We start from the raw sequence: 17,628 nt of genomic DNA, 5'->3' as shown, positions 1-17,628 counted from the left end.
TGCGAATCTGCCGCATTTTGCGGCAGTTTGTTTATTGCCAGTTGGAATAAGAAAGGACTTCATGAAACGTCTGCTGCTAACTGCGGTTCTCACCGTATTGATGATCGCCGAAGTTCACGCCGAGTCCTTCACCATCTCCGATATTCGCGTCAACGGCCTCCAGCGGGTTTCCGCGGGTAGCGTCTTTGGTGCATTACCGTTGAACGTCGGTGAACAGGCTGATGATCGTCGCCTGGTGGAATCCACTCGTGCGCTGTTCAAAACCGGTTTCTTTCAAGACATCCAACTGGGGCGCGAAGGTAACGTCTTGGTCATCACCGTCGTCGAGCGACCTTCTGTCGCCAGTATCGAGATCGAAGGTAACAAGGCGATCTCTACTGAAGACCTGATGAAGGGCCTCAAGCAGTCCGGCCTGGCCGAGGGCGAGATCTTCCAGCGCGCCACTCTTGAAGGTGTGCGTAACGAACTGCAGCGTCAGTACGTTGCCCAGGGCCGCTACTCGGCGACCGTGGAGACGGAAGTGGTCCCGCAGCCTCGTAACCGTGTCGGCCTCAAGGTCAACATCAACGAAGGCACCGTGGCGGCCATTCAGCACATCAACGTGGTGGGTAACACCAAGTTTGCTGATGACGACCTGATCGACCTCTTCGAGCTCAAGACCACCAACTGGCTGTCGTTCTTCAAGAACGACGACAAGTACGCCCGTGAAAAACTCTCCGGTGACCTGGAGCGTCTGCGCTCGTACTACCTGGACCGTGGCTATATCAATATGGATATCGCGTCGACCCAGGTGTCCATCACCCCGGACAAGAAGCACGTCTATATCACCGTTAACGTCAACGAAGGCGAGAAGTACAAGGTTCGTGACGTCAAGCTGAGCGGCGACTTGAAAGTGCCTGAAGACCAGGTCAAGTCCCTGCTGCTGGTGCAGAAAGACCAGGTGTTCTCGCGTAAGCTGATGACCACCACGTCCGAACTGATCACCCGTCGTCTGGGTAACGAAGGCTATACCTTCGCCAACGTCAACGGCGTACCGACCCCGCACGATGATGATCACACAGTGGACATTACCTTTGTGGTCGACCCAGGTAAGCGTGCCTACGTGAACCGTATCAATTTCCGTGGCAACACCAAGTCTGCGGATGAAGTGCTGCGCCGTGAAATGCGTCAGATGGAAGGTGGCTGGGCGTCGACGTACTTGATCGACCAATCCAAGACCCGTCTTGAGCGCCTGGGTTTCTTCAAGGAAGTCAACGTTGAAACCCCGGCTGTACCGGGCGTGGATGACCAGGTTGACGTTAACTACGCAGTAGAAGAGCAAGCATCGGGTTCTATCACTGCCAGCGTCGGCTTTGCACAAAGCGCAGGTCTGATCCTCGGTGGTTCCATCACCCAGAACAACTTCCTCGGTACCGGTAACCGTGTGTCTATCGGCCTGACTCGAAGCGAATACCAGAGCCGATATAACTTTGGTTATACCGACCCCTACTGGACTGCTGACGGTGTGAGCTTGGGCTACAACGCCTTCTACCGCACCACCGACTACAAAGACCTCGATGTTGACGTTGCAAGCTATGCAATCGACAGCCTTGGCGCGGGTGTCAACGTCGGTTATCCGATCAGCGAAACCTCGCGTTTGACCTTCGGCCTGACCGCGCAGCAGGATGAGATCAAGACCGGTGTCTACACCGTGGACGAAATCTTCGACTTCACTCGTCGTGAAGGTGACAAGTTCCTGAACTTCAAGGCGTCTGCTGGCTGGTCCGAGTCGACCCTGAACAAAGGTGTACTGGCAACCCGTGGCCATTCCCAGAGCCTGACTCTGGAAACCACTACGCCGGGCAGCGACCTGTCGTTCTTCAAGCTCGACTACCGTGGTCAGTTGTTCCAGCCGCTGAGCGACAACTACACCATGCGCCTGCACACTGAGCTGGGGTATGGCGACGGTTATGGTTCGACCAATGGTTTGCCGTTCTATGAGAACTACTATGCGGGTGGCTTCAACTCCGTACGTGGCTTCAAAGACAGCACCTTGGGTCCTCGTGGTACTCCGAGCCGAGGTGCTGGCGTAACCGGTAACCAAGGCACTGTGGCTGACTCCGACAACGACCCACTGCCGTTCGGTGGTAACGTGTTGATCCAGGGCGGCGCGGAGATTTTGTTCCCGCTGCCATTCGTCAAGGATCAGCGTTCGCTGCGTACGTCCGTGTTCTGGGACGTGGGTAACGTGTTCGACTCTAAGTGCGAGCAGATTAGAAACCCGAGCGGTGTTAAATCCAACACTCAGTGCAACGACGTGAGCCTGACCAACCTGGCGAGCTCCGTGGGTGTAGGTGTTACTTGGGTGACTGCGCTTGGTCCGTTGAGCTTTGCTCTGGCCATGCCGATCAAGAAACCGGATAACGCTGAAACCCAGATTTTCCAATTCTCCCTCGGCCAGACGTTCTAAGCGTCTGACCCAAGATAACGACAACGGATTCTGTAGGAGTACATCGTGCGTAAGTTGACTCAATTGGTTCTGCTGGCCACCGTGCTGGTGACCACCCCGGCCTTCGCCGAAATGAAAATCGCCGTTCTGAACTATCAGATGGCATTGCTGGAATCCGATGCGGCCAAAAAATACGCCGTGGATGCCGAGAAGAAATTCGGTCCGCAACTGACCAAGCTTAAGACGCTGGAAAGCAGCGCCAAGGGCATCCAGGATCGTCTGGTAGCGGGTGGGGACAAAATGCAGCAAGGCGAGCGCGAGCGTCTGGAGCTTGAGTTCAAGCAAAAGGCCCGTGACTATCAGTTCCAATCCAAGGAGCTGAACGAAGCCAAGGCTGTTGCCGACCGTGAAATGCTCAAGCAGCTCAAGCCGAAACTCGACAGCGCTGTGGAAGAAGTCATCAAGAAAGGTGCCTTTGACTTGGTGTTCGAGCGTGGCGCAGTAATTGACGTCAAACCTCAATACGACATCACCCGCCAGGTGATCGAGCGCATGAACCAGCTGAAGTAAGCCATGACCGCGACTATCAAACTCGGCGAGTTGGCCGAGTTCCTGGGGGCCACCTTGCGTGGCTCCCAGGAGAAGGAAATTACTGGGCTAGCCACCTTGCAGGAGGCTGGCCCATCTCAGTTGAGCTTCCTCGCAAACCCTCAATACCGTAAATACCTCGTCGATAGCCAAGCCGCAGCCGTATTGCTCAAGGCAGCTGACGCCGAAGGGTTTGCTGGGGATGCGCTGGTGGTAGCTGACCCGTATCTGGCCTATGCACAGGTTTCGCACCTATTTGATCCAAAACCCAAGGCAGCCAGCGGGATTCACCCGTCGGCGGTGATCGCCGATGATGCCCGGGTTGATCCTGCGGCGAGCATTGGCGCTTTTGCGGTGATCGAGAGTGGTGCGCGCATTGCGGCCGGTGTAACTGTTGGTGCGCATTGCTTTATTGGTGCGCGTTGTGAAATCGGTGCCGATGGTTGGCTGGCACCTCGCGTGACCCTTTACCACGATGTGCGTATCGGTGAGCGGGTGGTTATCCAGTCAGGTGCGGTGATCGGAGGGGAAGGCTTCGGCTTTGCCAACTCCAAAGGTATCTGGAACAAGATTGCCCAGGTCGGCGGCGTTTTGATCGGCGACGACGTGGAAATTGGTGTTAATACAGCTGTCGATCGCGGGGCCTTGGCCGATACCGTGATCGGCAACGGTGTGAAGCTCGACAACCAGATCCAGATTGCTCACAACGTACAGATTGGCGATCACACCGCCATGGCTGCATGCGTGGGGATTTCCGGCAGCACCAAAATCGGCAAGCATTGCATGCTCGCCGGTGGCGTCGGTCTGGTGGGGCATATTGATATTTGCGACAACGTTTTTATCACCGGAATGACCATGGTCACTCACTCGATTACCGAGCCTGGGGCCTATTCATCCGGTACCGCCATGCAGCCTGCGGCTGAATGGCGCAAGAGTGCGGCACGTTTGAGGCAGCTTGACGACATGGCTCGACGTCTCAAACAGCTGGAAAAGCGTGTTGGGGACGTGACCCCTGGCGGTAATGCTTCATCTGAAGGCTGATACCATTTCCATATCAAGTGTGCACAGCCGCTAGACTGCCTCCTTGATTTGCTAGCGGGGCGTGCGTTTAGTCGCCCGCCCCCAATCTTTATTACAGGCTTCCCCCCGAAATGATGGACATCAACGAGATTCGCGAATACCTGCCTCACCGTTACCCGTTCCTGCTGGTGGACCGCGTAGTGGACCTCAATGTTGAGGAAAAGCGCATTCGTGCCTACAAGAATGTCAGCATCAACGAACCGTTCTTCAACGGTCACTTTCCCGCGCATCCCATCATGCCGGGCGTGTTGATCATCGAAGCGATGGCCCAGGCTGCCGGTATCCTTGGTTTCAAAATGCTTGACCTTAAGCCTGCCGACGGCACGCTTTACTATTTCGTGGGCTCCGACAAGCTGCGCTTTCGCAACCCGGTTACTCCGGGTGACCAGTTGATCCTGGAAGCCAAATTCATCAGCTGCAAGCGCCAGATCTGGAAGTTCGAATGCCAGGCCTCGGTAGACGGCAAGCCAGTGTGCTCTGCCGAGATCATCTGCGCGGAACGCAAACTATGAGTTTGATTGACCCTCGCGCAATCATCGATCCGTCGGCCGTACTGGCCGCCGACGTTGAGGTCGGCCCCTGGTCGATCATCGGCGCAGGTGTGGAAATCGGCGAGGGGACTGTCATCGGGCCGCACGTGATCCTCAAAGGTCCGACCCGCATTGGCAAACACAACCGCATCTACCAGTTTTCCTCGGTAGGCGAAGACACCCCGGACATGAAGTACAAGGGTGAAGAAACACGCTTGGTAATCGGTGATCACAACATCATCCGTGAAGGCGTGACCATTCACCGTGGCACCGTGCAGGATCGTGCCGAGACCACACTGGGTGATCACAATCTGGTTATGGCCTATGCCCATATCGGGCATGACAGCGTGATCGGCAACCACTGCATCCTGGTCAACAACACGGCGTTGGCTGGCCACGTGCACGTCGACGATTGGGCAATCCTTTCAGGCTTCACGCTCGTCCATCAGTACTGCCACATTGGGGCCCACAGCTTCTCCGGCATGGGCACCGCCATCGGCAAGGACGTCCCGGCGTTCGTCACGGTGTTCGGCAACCCCGCTGAAGCTCGCAGCATGAACTTCGAAGGCATGCGCCGTCGTGGTTTCAGCGAAGAGGCCATTCACGCCCTGCGTCGTGCCTATAAGGTCGTTTATCGCCAGGGGCTGACAGTAGATCAGGCGTTGACCCAACTGACCGAGCCGGCAGCGTTGTTCCCGGAAGTCGCGGTGTTCCGTGATTCGATCCAGGCGTCGACTCGCGGCATCACTCGCTGATCATGGCTAATCTGCGAATTGCGCTGGTGGCCGGAGAAGCTTCCGGCGATATCCTGGGCGCAGGTCTTATGCGGGCCCTCAAGGCCCAGCATCCGGCGGTTGAATTCATCGGTGTTGGTGGCCCATTGATGCAGGCTGAAGGCCTCACTTCCTATTTCCCCATGGAGCGCCTGTCGGTTATGGGGTTGGTGGAAGTGCTGGGTCGCCTGCGTGAGCTGTTGGCGCGCCGCAAGCTGCTGATTCAGACCCTGATCGAAGAAAAACCCGACGTCTTTATCGGAATCGATGCACCGGACTTCACCCTCAATATCGAACTCAAGCTGCGTCAGGCCGGGATCAAAACCGTGCACTACGTTAGCCCCTCCGTGTGGGCGTGGCGACAAAAGCGTGTGCTGAAGATCCGTGAAGGCTGTGACCTGATGCTCACCCTGTTGCCGTTCGAGGCCAGGTTCTACGAAGAAAAGGGCGTGCCGGTACGGTTCGTTGGGCATACGCTCGCGGACGACATCCCTTTGCAGGCCGATCGCGTGGCGGCCCGTGGGCAGTTGGGCTTGCCCGATGGCCCGCTCGTCGCGTTGATGCCGGGCAGCAGGGGGGGAGAAGTCGGTCGGCTGGCCAGCGTGTTCTTCGATGCCGCCGAGCGCCTGCAAGCCTTGAAGCCAGGTGTGCGTTTCGTACTGCCCTGTGCAAGCCCACAGCGTCGCGCACAGATCGAAACGCTGCTGGAAGGTCGTAACCTGCCGTTGACATTGCTTGATGGTCAATCGCACCTGGCATTGGCGGCCTGCGATGCGGTGCTGATTGCTTCAGGCACGGCAACCCTGGAAGCCTTGTTGTACAAGCGTCCGATGGTTGTGGCGTATCGCCTGGCACCGCTGACGTTCTGGATTCTCAAACGCATGGTCAAAAGCCCCTATATCTCTTTGCCCAATTTGCTGGCCCAGCGCTTGTTGGTGCCGGAGTTGCTGCAGGACGATGCGACACCGGAGGCCTTGGCGCAGACACTGCTGCCCCTGATCGATGGCGGCGAAGAGCAGACCCGAGGGTTTGATGAGATTCATCGCACCCTGCGCCGTGATGCGTCGAACCAGGCAGCAGACGCCGTGTTGAGTTTGATCGGCCACAAACAGGAAACGTTATGAGTACGCAGATGGGCCTGGATTTCAGCCTGGTTGCACAAGCCCATGAACTGGTGGCCGGTGTTGATGAAGTAGGGCGCGGTCCCCTCTGCGGTGCGGTGGTCACCGCAGCTGTGATTCTTGACCCGAACCGTCCGATCCTTGGCCTCAACGATTCGAAGAAGCTCACCGAAGCTCGTCGCGAAAAGCTCTACGACGAGATTTGTGAAAAAGCCCTGAGCTGGCATATCGCCCGGGCCGAAGTCGAAGAAATTGACGAGCTGAACATTCTCCACGCCACCATGCTTGCCATGCAGCGTGCTGTTGAAGGCCTGCACATCACACCCAAACTGGCGATGATCGACGGTAACCGCTGCCCTAAATTGGCGATGCCGGCCGAGGCAGTGGTCAAAGGTGACAGCAAGGTTCCGGCCATCGCAGCGGCATCGATCCTGGCCAAGGTCAGTCGTGACCGGGAAATGGCCGCGTTCGAGTTGATCTATCCCGGCTACGGCATCGGTGGTCACAAAGGCTATCCGACGCCCGTTCATCTGGAAGCCCTGGTCCGCCTCGGCCCCACGCCTATCCACCGCCGCTCGTTTGCCCCGGTGCGCCTGGCTTACGAAGCGCGGGAGAGTCTCAGCGAGGTGTAGTCGCGAGGCTGATGTTTTTGCCAAGGCCCGGTACAATCCGGGCCTTGTTGTTTCCACGTATAAGACAGGATCACTATGCCGGCTTCATTCGTTCACCTACGCCTGCACACTGAGTACTCCCTGGTCGACGGCCTGGTACGGATCAAGCCTCTGGTCAAAACCCTGGTGGGCATGAACATGCCCGCGGTGGCGGTTACCGATCAGAACAACATGTGTTCCCTGGTCAAGTTCTACAAGAACGCCATGGGGGCCGGCATCAAGCCTATCTGCGGTGCCGACCTGTGGCTGTCCAACAAAGATCCGGATAACGCGCTGAGCCGCATCAGCCTTTTGGCGATGAACGGCGTGGGTTATCGCAACCTCACTGAACTGATCTCCCGTGGCTTCATCGATGGTCAACGCAACGGTTCGATCATTATCGAGCGTGAATGGGTTGCCGAGGCCAGCGAAGGCCTGATCATGCTGTCGGCCGCTAAAGAGGGGGAGATTGGTCTCGCACTGCTGGGGGGCAATCCCCAGGAAGCCGAAGTGCTGGCGAAGGAGTGGATGCAGGTCTTCCCCGACCGTTTCTACCTTGAAGTGCAGCGCACCAACCGCCCCAATGATGAAGAACATCTGCACGCCGCCGTTGCCCTGGCCGAAAAGCTGGGCGCGCCACTGGTCGCCACCAACGACGTGCGCTTTATCAAGAAAGAAGATTTCGAAGCCCACGAAACCCGTGTTTGCATCGGTGAAGGCCGGGCCCTGGATGACCCGCGCCGCTCGAAAAATTACAGCGAAGAGCAATACCTCAAAAGCGCCGAAGAGATGGCCGAGTTGTTCAGCGACTTGCCCGAGGCCCTGGAAAACTCTGTCGAGATCGCCAAACGCTGCAACATTGAAGTGAAGCTGGGTACGCACTTCCTGCCCAACTTCCCGATTCCCGATGGCATGACCATCGATGAATATTTCCGCAAGGTGTCGTTCGATGGCCTGGAAGAACGGCTTTCCGTGCTGTTGCCCAAGGACACCACTGAAGATTACGAAGCCAAGCGCCAGGTGTATGTCGACCGGCTGAATTTCGAGCTGGATATCATCATCCAGATGGGGTTCCCCGGTTACTTCCTGATCGTAATGGACTTCATCCAGTGGGCGAAAAGCAACGGCGTGCCCGTAGGCCCTGGCCGTGGGTCGGGTGCCGGCTCGCTAGTGGCTTATGTGCAGAAGATCACCGACCTCGACCCTCTTGAATATGACCTGCTGTTCGAACGGTTCCTGAACCCGGAACGGGTTTCCATGCCCGACTTCGACGTCGACTTCTGCATGGACGGTCGCGACCGCGTGATCGAATACGTGGCCGAGAAATACGGCCGCAACGCGGTAAGCCAGATCATCACTTTCGGTTCCATGGCGGCCAAGGCGGTAATCCGCGACGTGGCCCGGGTGCAGGGCAAGTCCTACGGCCTGGCCGACCGGCTGTCGAAGATGATCCCGTTCGAAGTCGGCATGACCCTGGAAAAGGCCTACGAGCAGGAAGAAATCCTGCGTGACTTCATCAAGATCGATGAGGAAGCCGCCGAGATCTGGGACATGGCGCGCAAGCTCGAAGGTATCGTGCGTAACGTCGGTAAACACGCCGGTGGCGTAGTGATCGCGCCGACCAAACTCACTGACTTTTCGCCGATCTATTGCGATGAAGAAGGCGGCGGCCTGGTTACCCAGTTCGACAAGGACGACGTTGAGGCGGCCGGCCTGGTGAAGTTCGACTTCCTCGGCCTGCGGACCCTGACGATCATTGACTGGGCGCTGAAGACCATCAACCGCGAGCGCGCCAAGGTCGACGAAGAGCCGCTGGATATTGCGTTCATCCCGTTGGATGACAAGCCGACTTACCAATTGCTGCAAAAAGCTGAAACAACAGCTGTGTTCCAGCTTGAGTCGCGGGGCATGAAAGAGCTGATCAAAAAGCTCAAGCCCGACTGCCTGGAAGACTTGATCGCACTGGTGGCCCTGTTCCGTCCGGGCCCGCTGCAGTCGGGCATGGTTGACGACTTCATCAACCGTAAGCACGGCCGCGCCGAATTGGCCTACCCGCACTCCGACTACCAGTACGAAGGCCTCAAGCCTGTGTTGGCGCCAACCTACGGCATCATCCTGTACCAGGAACAGGTGATGCAGATCGCTCAGGTGATGGCGGGCTACACCCTCGGCGGTGCGGACATGCTGCGTCGAGCCATGGGTAAAAAGAAACCCGAGGAAATGGCCAAGCAGCGCGGCGGTTTCATTGAGGGTTGCGCCACCAACAATATCGACGCCGATCTGGCCGGTAACATTTTTGACCTGGTGGAAAAATTCGCCGGTTATGGTTTCAACAAATCTCACTCCGCCGCCTACGGCCTGGTGTCTTACCAGACCGCCTGGCTGAAAGCCCACTACCCGGCGCCGTTCATGGCTGCGGTACTTTCTGCGGACATGCACAACACCGACAAGGTTGTGACCTTGATCGAGGAAGTGCGCACCATGAAGCTGCGCCTCGACGCGCCTGACGTGAACGCCTCGGAGTTCAAGTTCACGGTGAATGACGAAGGCCGCATCATCTATGGCCTGGGCGCGATCAAAGGCGTGGGCGAAGGCCCGGTGGAGGCGATTACCGAAGCGCGTCAGGACGGGCCGTTCAAGGATCTGTTCGACTTCTGCGCGCGGGTTGACCTCAAGCGCATCAACAAGCGAACCCTTGATGGCTTGATCCGCAGCGGTGCGCTGGACCGTCTCGGCCCTTACTTTCACGATGAACCGAAGGCCTACCAGGCAAATATCGACCGCAACCGCGCGGTGCTGCTCACTGCCATGGAAGAAGCGATCAAAGCTGCCGAGCAGACCGCCCGTACCCATGACAGCGGCCACGCCGACCTGTTTGGCGGGTTGTTCGTCGAAGAAGATGCGGACGTGTACGGCAATCACCGCAAGGCCAAAGAGTTGACTCTCAAGGAGCGCCTCAAGGGTGAAAAAGACACCTTGGGCCTGTACCTCACCGGTCACCCGATTGACGAATACGAAGGCGAGATCCGCCGTTTCGCCCGTCAGCGCATCATCGACCTGAAACCGGCGCGGGACACCCAAACCGTCGCCGGCATGATTATCGCCCTGCGGGTGATGAAAAATAAGAAGGGCGACAAGATGGGTTTCATCACTCTCGATGACCGCTCGGGCCGTATCGAAGCTTCGCTGTTTGCTGATGCCTTCCATTCGGCGCAGTCGCTGCTGCAGACCGATGCCATGGTGGTTGTGGAAGGGGAGGTCAGCAACGATGACTTCTCCGGTGGCCTGCGCCTGCGTATCAAGCGGGTGATGAGCATGGAAGATGCGCGCACCAACCTGGCTGAAAGCCTGCGCTTGAAGGTCAAGACCGAGGCGCTCAAGGGCGATCAGCTACGCTGGCTGGGTGACTTGCTCAAGCGTCACCGTGGCGCATGCCCGGTGACCATGGAGTACACCGGCGGCGACGCCAAGGCGATGTTGCAGTTCGGCGAGACCTGGCGAATTGATCCGGCTGATGGCTTGATTCAAGCTTTGCGTGACCAGTTCGGTCGAGACAACGTCTTCCTCCAATACCGCTGACGGTCAGAACGTCTGACCTCGGCTGAACATTTAATCTCGACCTGAACGCGCCTCTCCCTTAAGGTAGGGCGCGAACAGACAACCGGCTGGCCAGGCACTCCCTGGCCGTCGACCCAAGACGGACGCTTATGAACCCGAATTTTCTTGATTTCGAACAGCCGATCGCTGACCTGCAAGCCAAGATCGAAGAACTGCGCCTGGTCGGCAATGACAATTCGCTGAATATCGGCGATGAGATCGCTCGCCTGCAAGACAAGAGCAGCACGCTCACCGAAGACATCTTCGGCAAGCTGACCAGCTGGCAGATCGCGCGCCTGGCCCGCCACCCGCGCCGTCCGTACACCCTGGACTACATTCAGCACATTTTCACCGAGTTCGACGAGTTGCATGGCGATCGCCACTTCTCCGACGACGCGGCCATCGTGGGCGGTATCGCTCGCCTGGACGACCAGCCTGTAATGGTGATTGGTCACCAGAAAGGCCGTGAAGTGCGCGAGAAAGTCCGCCGCAACTTCGGCATGCCGCGTCCGGAAGGCTATCGTAAGGCTTGCCGTTTGATGGAAATGGCTGAGCGCTTCAAGATGCCGATCTTGACCTTCATCGACACGCCGGGTGCATACCCAGGTATCGACGCTGAAGAACGCAACCAGAGCGAAGCGATTGCCTGGAACCTGCGCGTCATGTCTCGCCTGAAAACCCCGATCATCGCCACGGTGATTGGTGAAGGCGGTTCCGGCGGTGCATTGGCCATTGGCGTCTGCGACCAACTGAACATGCTGCAATATTCGACCTACGCGGTGATCTCGCCAGAAGGTTGCGCCTCGATCCTGTGGAAGACTGCAGAAAAGGCACCGGACGCTGCCGAAGCCATGGGCATCACTGCTGATCGCCTCAAGGGCCTTGGTATCGTGGACAAAGTGATCGCCGAGCCATTGGGCGGCGCCCACCGCGACCCGGCTGCTGCCGCCTCGACTATCCGTGCCGAGTTGGGTTCGCAGCTTGCGATGCTCAAAAAACTGGACAACGAAGCGCTGCTGGCCCGTCGTTACGAACGCCTGATGAGCTACGGCCTCTAAGGCCGCAGCGGTACTAATGTGGGAGGGGGCTTGCCCCCGATTGCTGAGTGTCAGTCACTGTATTCACTGGCTGATGCTCCGCTATCGGGGGCAAGCCCCCTCCCACATTTGCCTTGTGTATGCTTGGCTTGGGTATTCCAGATTTGCGGCGGTAACCTGTGATGAAACCGACTTTATCCGCCAAACTCCTGCACGCCCTAGCCCCTTGGCGCAAAGCCCCGGCTTGGCATATCGCCTTCTCTGGTGGTCTTGATTCCACTGTCCTGCTGCATCTCCTGGCCAGCGCCGAAGCCCTTCCGCCTCTAAGCGCTGTCCATGTCCACCATGGCCTGCAATCCGCCGCCGACACCTGGCCGAGCCATTGCCAGTCCATTTGCGACAGGCTGGGCGTGCCCCTGCGCGTAATGCGTGTGCAGGTACAGCCCGGCGCCAGCCTTGAGCGTGCAGCGCGTGATGCACGTTACAGGGCGTTTACCGAGGTGATCGGGGCAGGGGAGGTGTTGCTCACGGGCCAGCATCGCGACGATCAGGCTGAAACCCTGCTGTTTCGCCTGTTGCGCGGGGCCGGCGTGCGGGGGGCGGCGGCAATGCCTGTGCACCGTCCATTGGCGGGCGGCCATTTGGTGCGGCCGTTGTTGGATGTCCCGCGCACCGAGCTGGTGGCCTACGCCTATGAACATCAACTCAAGTGGATCGAAGACCCTTCCAACGCCGACATGCAGTTCTCCCGTAATTACCTGCGTCACCGCGTGATCCCGACGCTGACGGAGCGTTGGCCCCAAGCCGTCTCCAGCCTGGCCCGCACTGCCGAACACTTCGGTGAAGCCCAGGCATTGCTGGGTGAGTTAGCCAGCATGGACCTACAAGTCGCGGATCAACCTTCACGGTTTCCTTGGCTGCCTTTGCCGTCATTGGCCCTCGGCCCACTGCGCGATCTTTCCGATGCCCGTCAGCGCAACGTCCTACGCCATTGGCTGGCGCCGCTGACCCGGTTGCCCGACACCGACCACTGGGCTGGCTGGTATTCCCTACGCGATGCCAAGGGTGACGCACAGCCCTTGTGGCGCCTGGCCGATGGAGAATTGCACCGTTGTGGCGAACGCATCTGGTGGTTGTCTCGCGCCTGGTCGGAATTTTCCCGCGCGTCGGTGAGCTGGCCTCGCCCGCAAAACCCACTAGAGTTACCCGGCAATGGCCTGCTGGAAATTATCGGCAAGGTGCCCGAAGTCCCGCTGGAGGTCCGTTATCGCCATGGCGGTGAAATGCTTGAAGTGCCAGGCCGAGGCCGGCGTGACCTGAAGCGCCTGCTCAATGAGCATGGAGTGCCGGGCTTCGTCCGTGGCAGATTGCCGCTGCTGTATCAGGGCGAGCAATTGCTCGGCGTGCCCAACCTCACTGGACTCTGGGCCTCACCGAGTGATGGCTGGAAATTACATTGGATGCCACAGAGCTGCGATCAAGGTTTGAGCTGATAGAGCCTTTCCGGTAGACTACGCTCCCTTCTTGATACAACTTCTGTGGATTCGCCTGAATCGCAGCAGTTGCCGATTACCAAGCCGTCTTTGCTGGGCGATTCCAAAAAATGTGTAGCGATCAACGCACCGGTGTTTCACTGCTGGTCTGTCACAACGCGGCGGTTTTTTTGAAAGGTGCACTGTGATTAATGCTGGTGATCGGGGGCTTCGGCCTCTCTTCGCTTTCCCCGGCGGCTCGGACCGCTTTAACGCAGACTTCTAGGGTTTTTCATGACGCGCTACATATTCGTCACGGGCGGTGTTGTTTCTTCATTGGGGAAAGGCATTGCCTCCGCTTCATTGGCGGCCATCCTGGAGGCGCGGGGGCTTAAAGTCACCATGCTCAAGCTGGACCCGTACATCAACGTCGACCCGGGCACCATGAGCCCGTTCCAGCATGGTGAAGTGTTCGTCACACACGACGGCGCCGAGACCGACCTGGACCTGGGCCACTACGAGCGGTTCATCCGCACGACCATGACCCAGAACAACAACTTCACCACCGGCCGTGTCTACGAGCACGTTCTGCGCAAAGAGCGCCGTGGTGACTACCTGGGTGCAACCATCCAGGTGATTCCGCACATTACCGATGAAATCAAGCGCCGCATCATCAAGGGTGCAGGCGATGCCGACGTGGCGATGGTCGAGATCGGTGGCACCGTGGGTGACATCGAATCCCAGCCATTCCTCGAAGCTATCCGCCAGTTGCGTTTCGAAGTCGGCGCCAAGCGCGCGATGCTGATGCACCTCACGTTGGTGCCGTACATCGCCACCGCTGGCGAAACCAAAACCAAGCCTACGCAGCACTCGGTCAAGGAACTGCGTTCCATCGGCCTGCAGCCGGACGTACTGGTGTGCCGCTCCGATCACCCGATCGACATTTCCTCGCGTCGCAAGATCGCGCAGTTCACCAACGTTGAAGAACGTGCGGTGATCGCCCTGGAAGACGCCGACACCATCTACAAGATCCCGGGCATCCTGCACTCGCAAGGCCTGGACGATTTTGTGGTCGAGCGTTTCGGCCTGCAATGCAACGGTGCGGACCTGTCCGAGTGGGAAGCTGTGGTTGACGCCAAGCTCAACCCTGAGCACGAAGTCACCATCGCGATGGTCGGCAAGTACATGGAGCTGCTCGACGCGTACAAGTCGCTGATCGAAGCGATGAGCCACGCGGGTATCAGCAACCGTACCAAGGTCAATCTGCGCTACATCGACTCCGAAGACATCGAGAACCAGGGCACCGCGCTGCTCGAAGGTGTTGACGCGATCCTCGTTCCAGGCGGTTTCGGCCTGCGTGGCGTGGAAGGTAAGATCACCGCCGTACAGTACGCTCGTGAGAACAAGGTGCCGTACCTGGGTATCTGCTTGGGCATGCAAGTGGCGGTTATCGAGTTCGCCCGCAACGTGCTTGGCTGGAAAGACGCCAACTCCACCGAGTTTGACAGCAAGAGCGGTCACCCGGTCGTGGGCCTGATTACCGAGTGGGAAGACGCCACCGGCGCTGTTGAAACCCGTACCGAAAGCTCCGACCTGGGCGGCACCATGCGCCTTGGCGCGCAGGATTGCTTGCTGGAGCCGGGCTCGCTGGTTCACGATTGCTACGGCAAGGACGTGATCGTCGAGCGTCACCGTCACCGTTACGAAGTGAACAACAACCTGCTGCCGCAAATCAAAGAAGCCGGCCTGAAAATCTCCGGTCGCTCCGGTGATGGCGCGCTGGTTGAGGTGGTCGAAGCACCGGATCATCCATGGTTCGTCGCTTGCCAGTTCCACCCAGAGTTCACCTCGACTCCACGCGACGGTCACCCGTTGTTCAGCGGTTTTGTCAAAGCTGCACTGACGCAACATCAGAAGAAGGCGTAAACCTGATGGCCCAGAAGATCATTCGCGTAGGCGACATCGAGATTGCCAACGACAAACCCATGGTGCTGTTCGGCGGCATGAACGTGCTGGAAAGCCGCGACATGGCGATGCAGGTCTGTGAAGAGTACGTCAAGGTTACCCAGAAATTGGGTATCCCTTACGTGTTCAAGGCCAGCTTCGACAAGGCCAATCGCTCGTCCGTAACGTCCTACCGCGGCCCAGGCCTTGAAGAAGGCATGCGGATCTTCCAGGACATCAAACAAGCCTTCGGCGTGCCGATCATCACCGACGTCCACGAGCCTGAACAGGCTGCCGTGGTCGCCGAGGTGTGCGACATCATCCAGTTGCCGGCCTTTCTGTCGCGCCAGACCGATCTGGTCGTCGCGATGGCTAAGACCGGCGCAGTGATCAATATCAAGAAAGCCCAGTTCCTCGCACCTCAGGAGATGAAGCACATCCTGAACAAGTGTGTGGAAGCGGGTAACGACCAGTTGATCCTCTGCGAGCGTGGTTCGAGCTTCGGCTACAACAATCTCGTGGTGGACATGCTCGGTTTCGGCATCATGAAGCAGTTCGAATACCCCGTGTTCTTCGACGTGACCCACGCGCTGCAAATGCCCGGTGGTCGCGCCGATTCCGCAGGCGGGCGCCGTGCCCAGGTGCTGGACCTGGCCAAGGCCGGCATCAGCCAGTCCCTGGCTGGCCTTTTCCTGGAGGCCCACCCGGACCCGGATAATGCCAAATGCGACGGTCCATGCGCCCTGCGCCTGGACAAGCTGGAGCCATTCCTGGCCCAGCTCAAGCAGTTGGACGAACTGGTCAAGAGTTTTCCGACAGTAGAGACCGCGTAAGCGTCGTTTCTCCGGTAGACTTTCCCACGTTTTCTGTTCAGGCCCTCGGGCCTGAGCCTTGTCGCCTGCAAGCCTGCCCCGTTGTTCCACCCTTGCGGTCGGTCAAAAGTTTCCCTTCAGCTGCGTCGTTTTCGTCAACTTTGGAGTGTTTACAACAATGGCAAAAATCGTCGACATCAAAGGTCGTGAAGTTCTCGACTCCCGTGGCAACCCCACCGTCGAAGCCGACGTGCTTCTCGATAACGGCATCATCGGTAGCGCCTGCGCGCCGTCCGGTGCTTCTACCGGTTCGCGCGAAGCGCTGGAACTGCGTGATGGCGACAAGAGCCGTTACCTGGGCAAGGGTGTACTCAAGGCTGTAGCCAACATTAACGGCCCGATCCGTGACCTGTTGCTGGGCAAGGATCCGCTGGACCAGAAAGCTCTGGACCACGCGATGATCAAGCTCGACGGCACCGAAAACAAAGGTAGCCTGGGCGCTAACGCTATCCTCGCCGTCTCCCTGGCCGCTGCCAAGGCTGCTGCCCAGGACCAGGACTTGCCGCTGTATGCTCACATCGCCAACCTGAACGGCACTCCGGGTGTTTACTCGATGCCGGTGCCGATGATGAACATCATCAACGGTGGCGAGCACGCTGATAACAACGTCGACATCCAGGAATTCATGGTGCAGCCGGTTGGCGCCAAGACCTTCTCCGAAGGCTTGCGCATGGGTACCGAGATTTTCCATCACCTGAAAGCTGTTCTGAAGGCCCGTGGCCTGAGCACTGCTGTAGGCGACGAAGGTGGCTTCGCTCCAAACCTGGCATCCAACGAAGATGCGCTGAAAGTGATCTCCGAAGCCGTGGCCAACGCTGGCTACAAGCTGGGCACTGACGTGACCCTGGCCCTGGACTGCGCGGCCAGCGAGTTCTACGAAGACGGCAAATACAATTTGTCCGGCGAAGGCCAAGTGTTCAACTCCGAAGGTTTTGCTGAGTACCTGAAGGGCCTGACCCAGCGCTATCCGATCATCTCGATCGAAGACGGCCTGGATGAGTCCGATTGGGACGGCTGGAAAATCCTCACCGACAAGATCGGCGAGAAAGTCCAATTGGTGGGCGATGACCTGTTCGTGACCAACACCAAGATCCTGAAAGAAGGCATCGATAAAAAGATCGCCAACTCGATCCTGATCAAGTTCAACCAGATCGGCACCTTGACCGAAACCCTGGAAGCCATTCAGATGGCCAAGGCTGCGGGCTACACCGCCGTGATCTCCCACCGCTCCGGCGAAACCGAAGATTCGACCATCGCCGACCTGGCTGTAGGCACTTCGGCGGGCCAGATCAAGACCGGTTCGCTGTGCCGTTCCGATCGCGTTTCCAAGTACAACCAATTGCTGCGTATCGAAGAGCAACTGGCTGGCAAAGCCAAGTACAACGGTCGCGGCGAGTTTCGCGGCTAATCTGTAAATGGTAAAAAGTCGGCGGATTGCGTCGGAAAGTTCACGATAGTGAACATTTCGGCGCTAATCTGATGGCTATCAAGCACAAGCCTGGTTCTTCCAGGCTTCGTGCTATCAGTTGCTTCAAA

At 58.3% G+C, this 17,628-nt stretch carries 13 protein-coding genes; all 13 read left to right on the top strand.

All coding sequences use genetic code 11. The annotated features are described in order from the left end of the window. Positions 1-61 precede the first annotated feature (61 nt). Entirely contained in the window at positions 62-2,449 is a 2,388-nt protein-coding gene (gene bamA, locus ACVWXD_RS18375; RefSeq protein ID WP_095184009.1) for an outer membrane protein assembly factor BamA, read from the top strand. Positions 2,450-2,494: 45 nt separating this feature from the next. Next, on the top strand, positions 2,495-2,998 hold the full coding sequence (locus ACVWXD_RS18370; protein WP_003172279.1) for an OmpH family outer membrane protein: 504 nt from the start codon (positions 2,495-2,497) through the stop codon (positions 2,996-2,998). A gap of 3 nt (positions 2,999-3,001) precedes the next feature. Continuing rightward, entirely contained in the window at positions 3,002-4,057 is a 1,056-nt protein-coding gene (gene lpxD, locus ACVWXD_RS18365; protein WP_122680263.1) for a UDP-3-O-(3-hydroxymyristoyl)glucosamine N-acyltransferase, read from the top strand. 110 nt (positions 4,058-4,167) lie between these two features. After that, positions 4,168-4,608 (top strand): 3-hydroxyacyl-ACP dehydratase FabZ, encoded by a 441-nt coding sequence (gene fabZ / locus ACVWXD_RS18360; RefSeq protein WP_003172281.1) that lies wholly within the window; start codon positions 4,168-4,170, stop codon positions 4,606-4,608. Further along, positions 4,605-5,381 (top strand): acyl-ACP--UDP-N-acetylglucosamine O-acyltransferase, encoded by a 777-nt coding sequence (gene lpxA, locus ACVWXD_RS18355; RefSeq protein ID WP_032891646.1) that lies wholly within the window; start codon positions 4,605-4,607, stop codon positions 5,379-5,381. Before fabZ ends, lpxA begins: the two co-directional genes overlap by 4 nt. Before the next feature lie 2 nt (positions 5,382-5,383). Continuing rightward, the gene (gene lpxB / locus ACVWXD_RS18350) at positions 5,384-6,523 is read left to right on the top strand and encodes a lipid-A-disaccharide synthase (protein ID WP_032891645.1); all 1,140 of its coding nucleotides are present in this window, start codon (positions 5,384-5,386) and stop codon (positions 6,521-6,523) included. Continuing rightward, positions 6,520-7,152, top strand: a complete 633-nt coding sequence (gene rnhB / locus ACVWXD_RS18345; protein ID WP_122755691.1) for a ribonuclease HII — start codon at positions 6,520-6,522, stop codon at positions 7,150-7,152. The genes lpxB and rnhB overlap by 4 nt, the downstream gene beginning before the upstream one ends. 75 nt (positions 7,153-7,227) lie before the next feature. Beyond that, a complete protein-coding gene (gene dnaE / locus ACVWXD_RS18340) occupies positions 7,228-10,749 on the top strand; it encodes a DNA polymerase III subunit alpha (RefSeq protein ID WP_122680262.1) in 3,522 nt (1,173 codons plus the stop codon). 128 nt (positions 10,750-10,877) lie between these two features. Next, on the top strand, positions 10,878-11,825 hold the full coding sequence (locus ACVWXD_RS18335) for an acetyl-CoA carboxylase carboxyltransferase subunit alpha (protein WP_457371239.1): 948 nt from the start codon (positions 10,878-10,880) through the stop codon (positions 11,823-11,825). 161 nt (positions 11,826-11,986) lie between these two features. Then, the gene (gene tilS / locus ACVWXD_RS18330) at positions 11,987-13,297 is read left to right on the top strand and encodes a tRNA lysidine(34) synthetase TilS (protein WP_457371238.1); all 1,311 of its coding nucleotides are present in this window, start codon (positions 11,987-11,989) and stop codon (positions 13,295-13,297) included. Positions 13,298-13,570: 273 nt separating this feature from the next. After that, positions 13,571-15,202 (top strand): CTP synthase, encoded by a 1,632-nt coding sequence (locus ACVWXD_RS18325; protein ID WP_032891641.1) that lies wholly within the window; start codon positions 13,571-13,573, stop codon positions 15,200-15,202. 5 nt (positions 15,203-15,207) lie between these two features. Then, complete coding sequence (kdsA, locus tag ACVWXD_RS18320; protein WP_010563535.1) at positions 15,208-16,053, top strand: 3-deoxy-8-phosphooctulonate synthase; 846 nt, start codon at positions 15,208-15,210, stop codon at positions 16,051-16,053. 157 nt (positions 16,054-16,210) lie between these two features. Next, positions 16,211-17,500 carry a phosphopyruvate hydratase gene (gene eno / locus ACVWXD_RS18315; RefSeq protein ID WP_032891640.1) on the top strand — a complete coding sequence of 430 codons (1,290 nt, stop codon included), beginning with the start codon at positions 16,211-16,213 and terminating at the stop codon, positions 17,498-17,500. Positions 17,501-17,628 lie beyond the last annotated feature (128 nt).

The organism is Pseudomonas sp. TE3911, from assembly GCF_054062775.1.
Note: the sequence above shows the minus strand (reverse complement) of the source record. Positions and strands in the feature narration are given on the sequence as shown.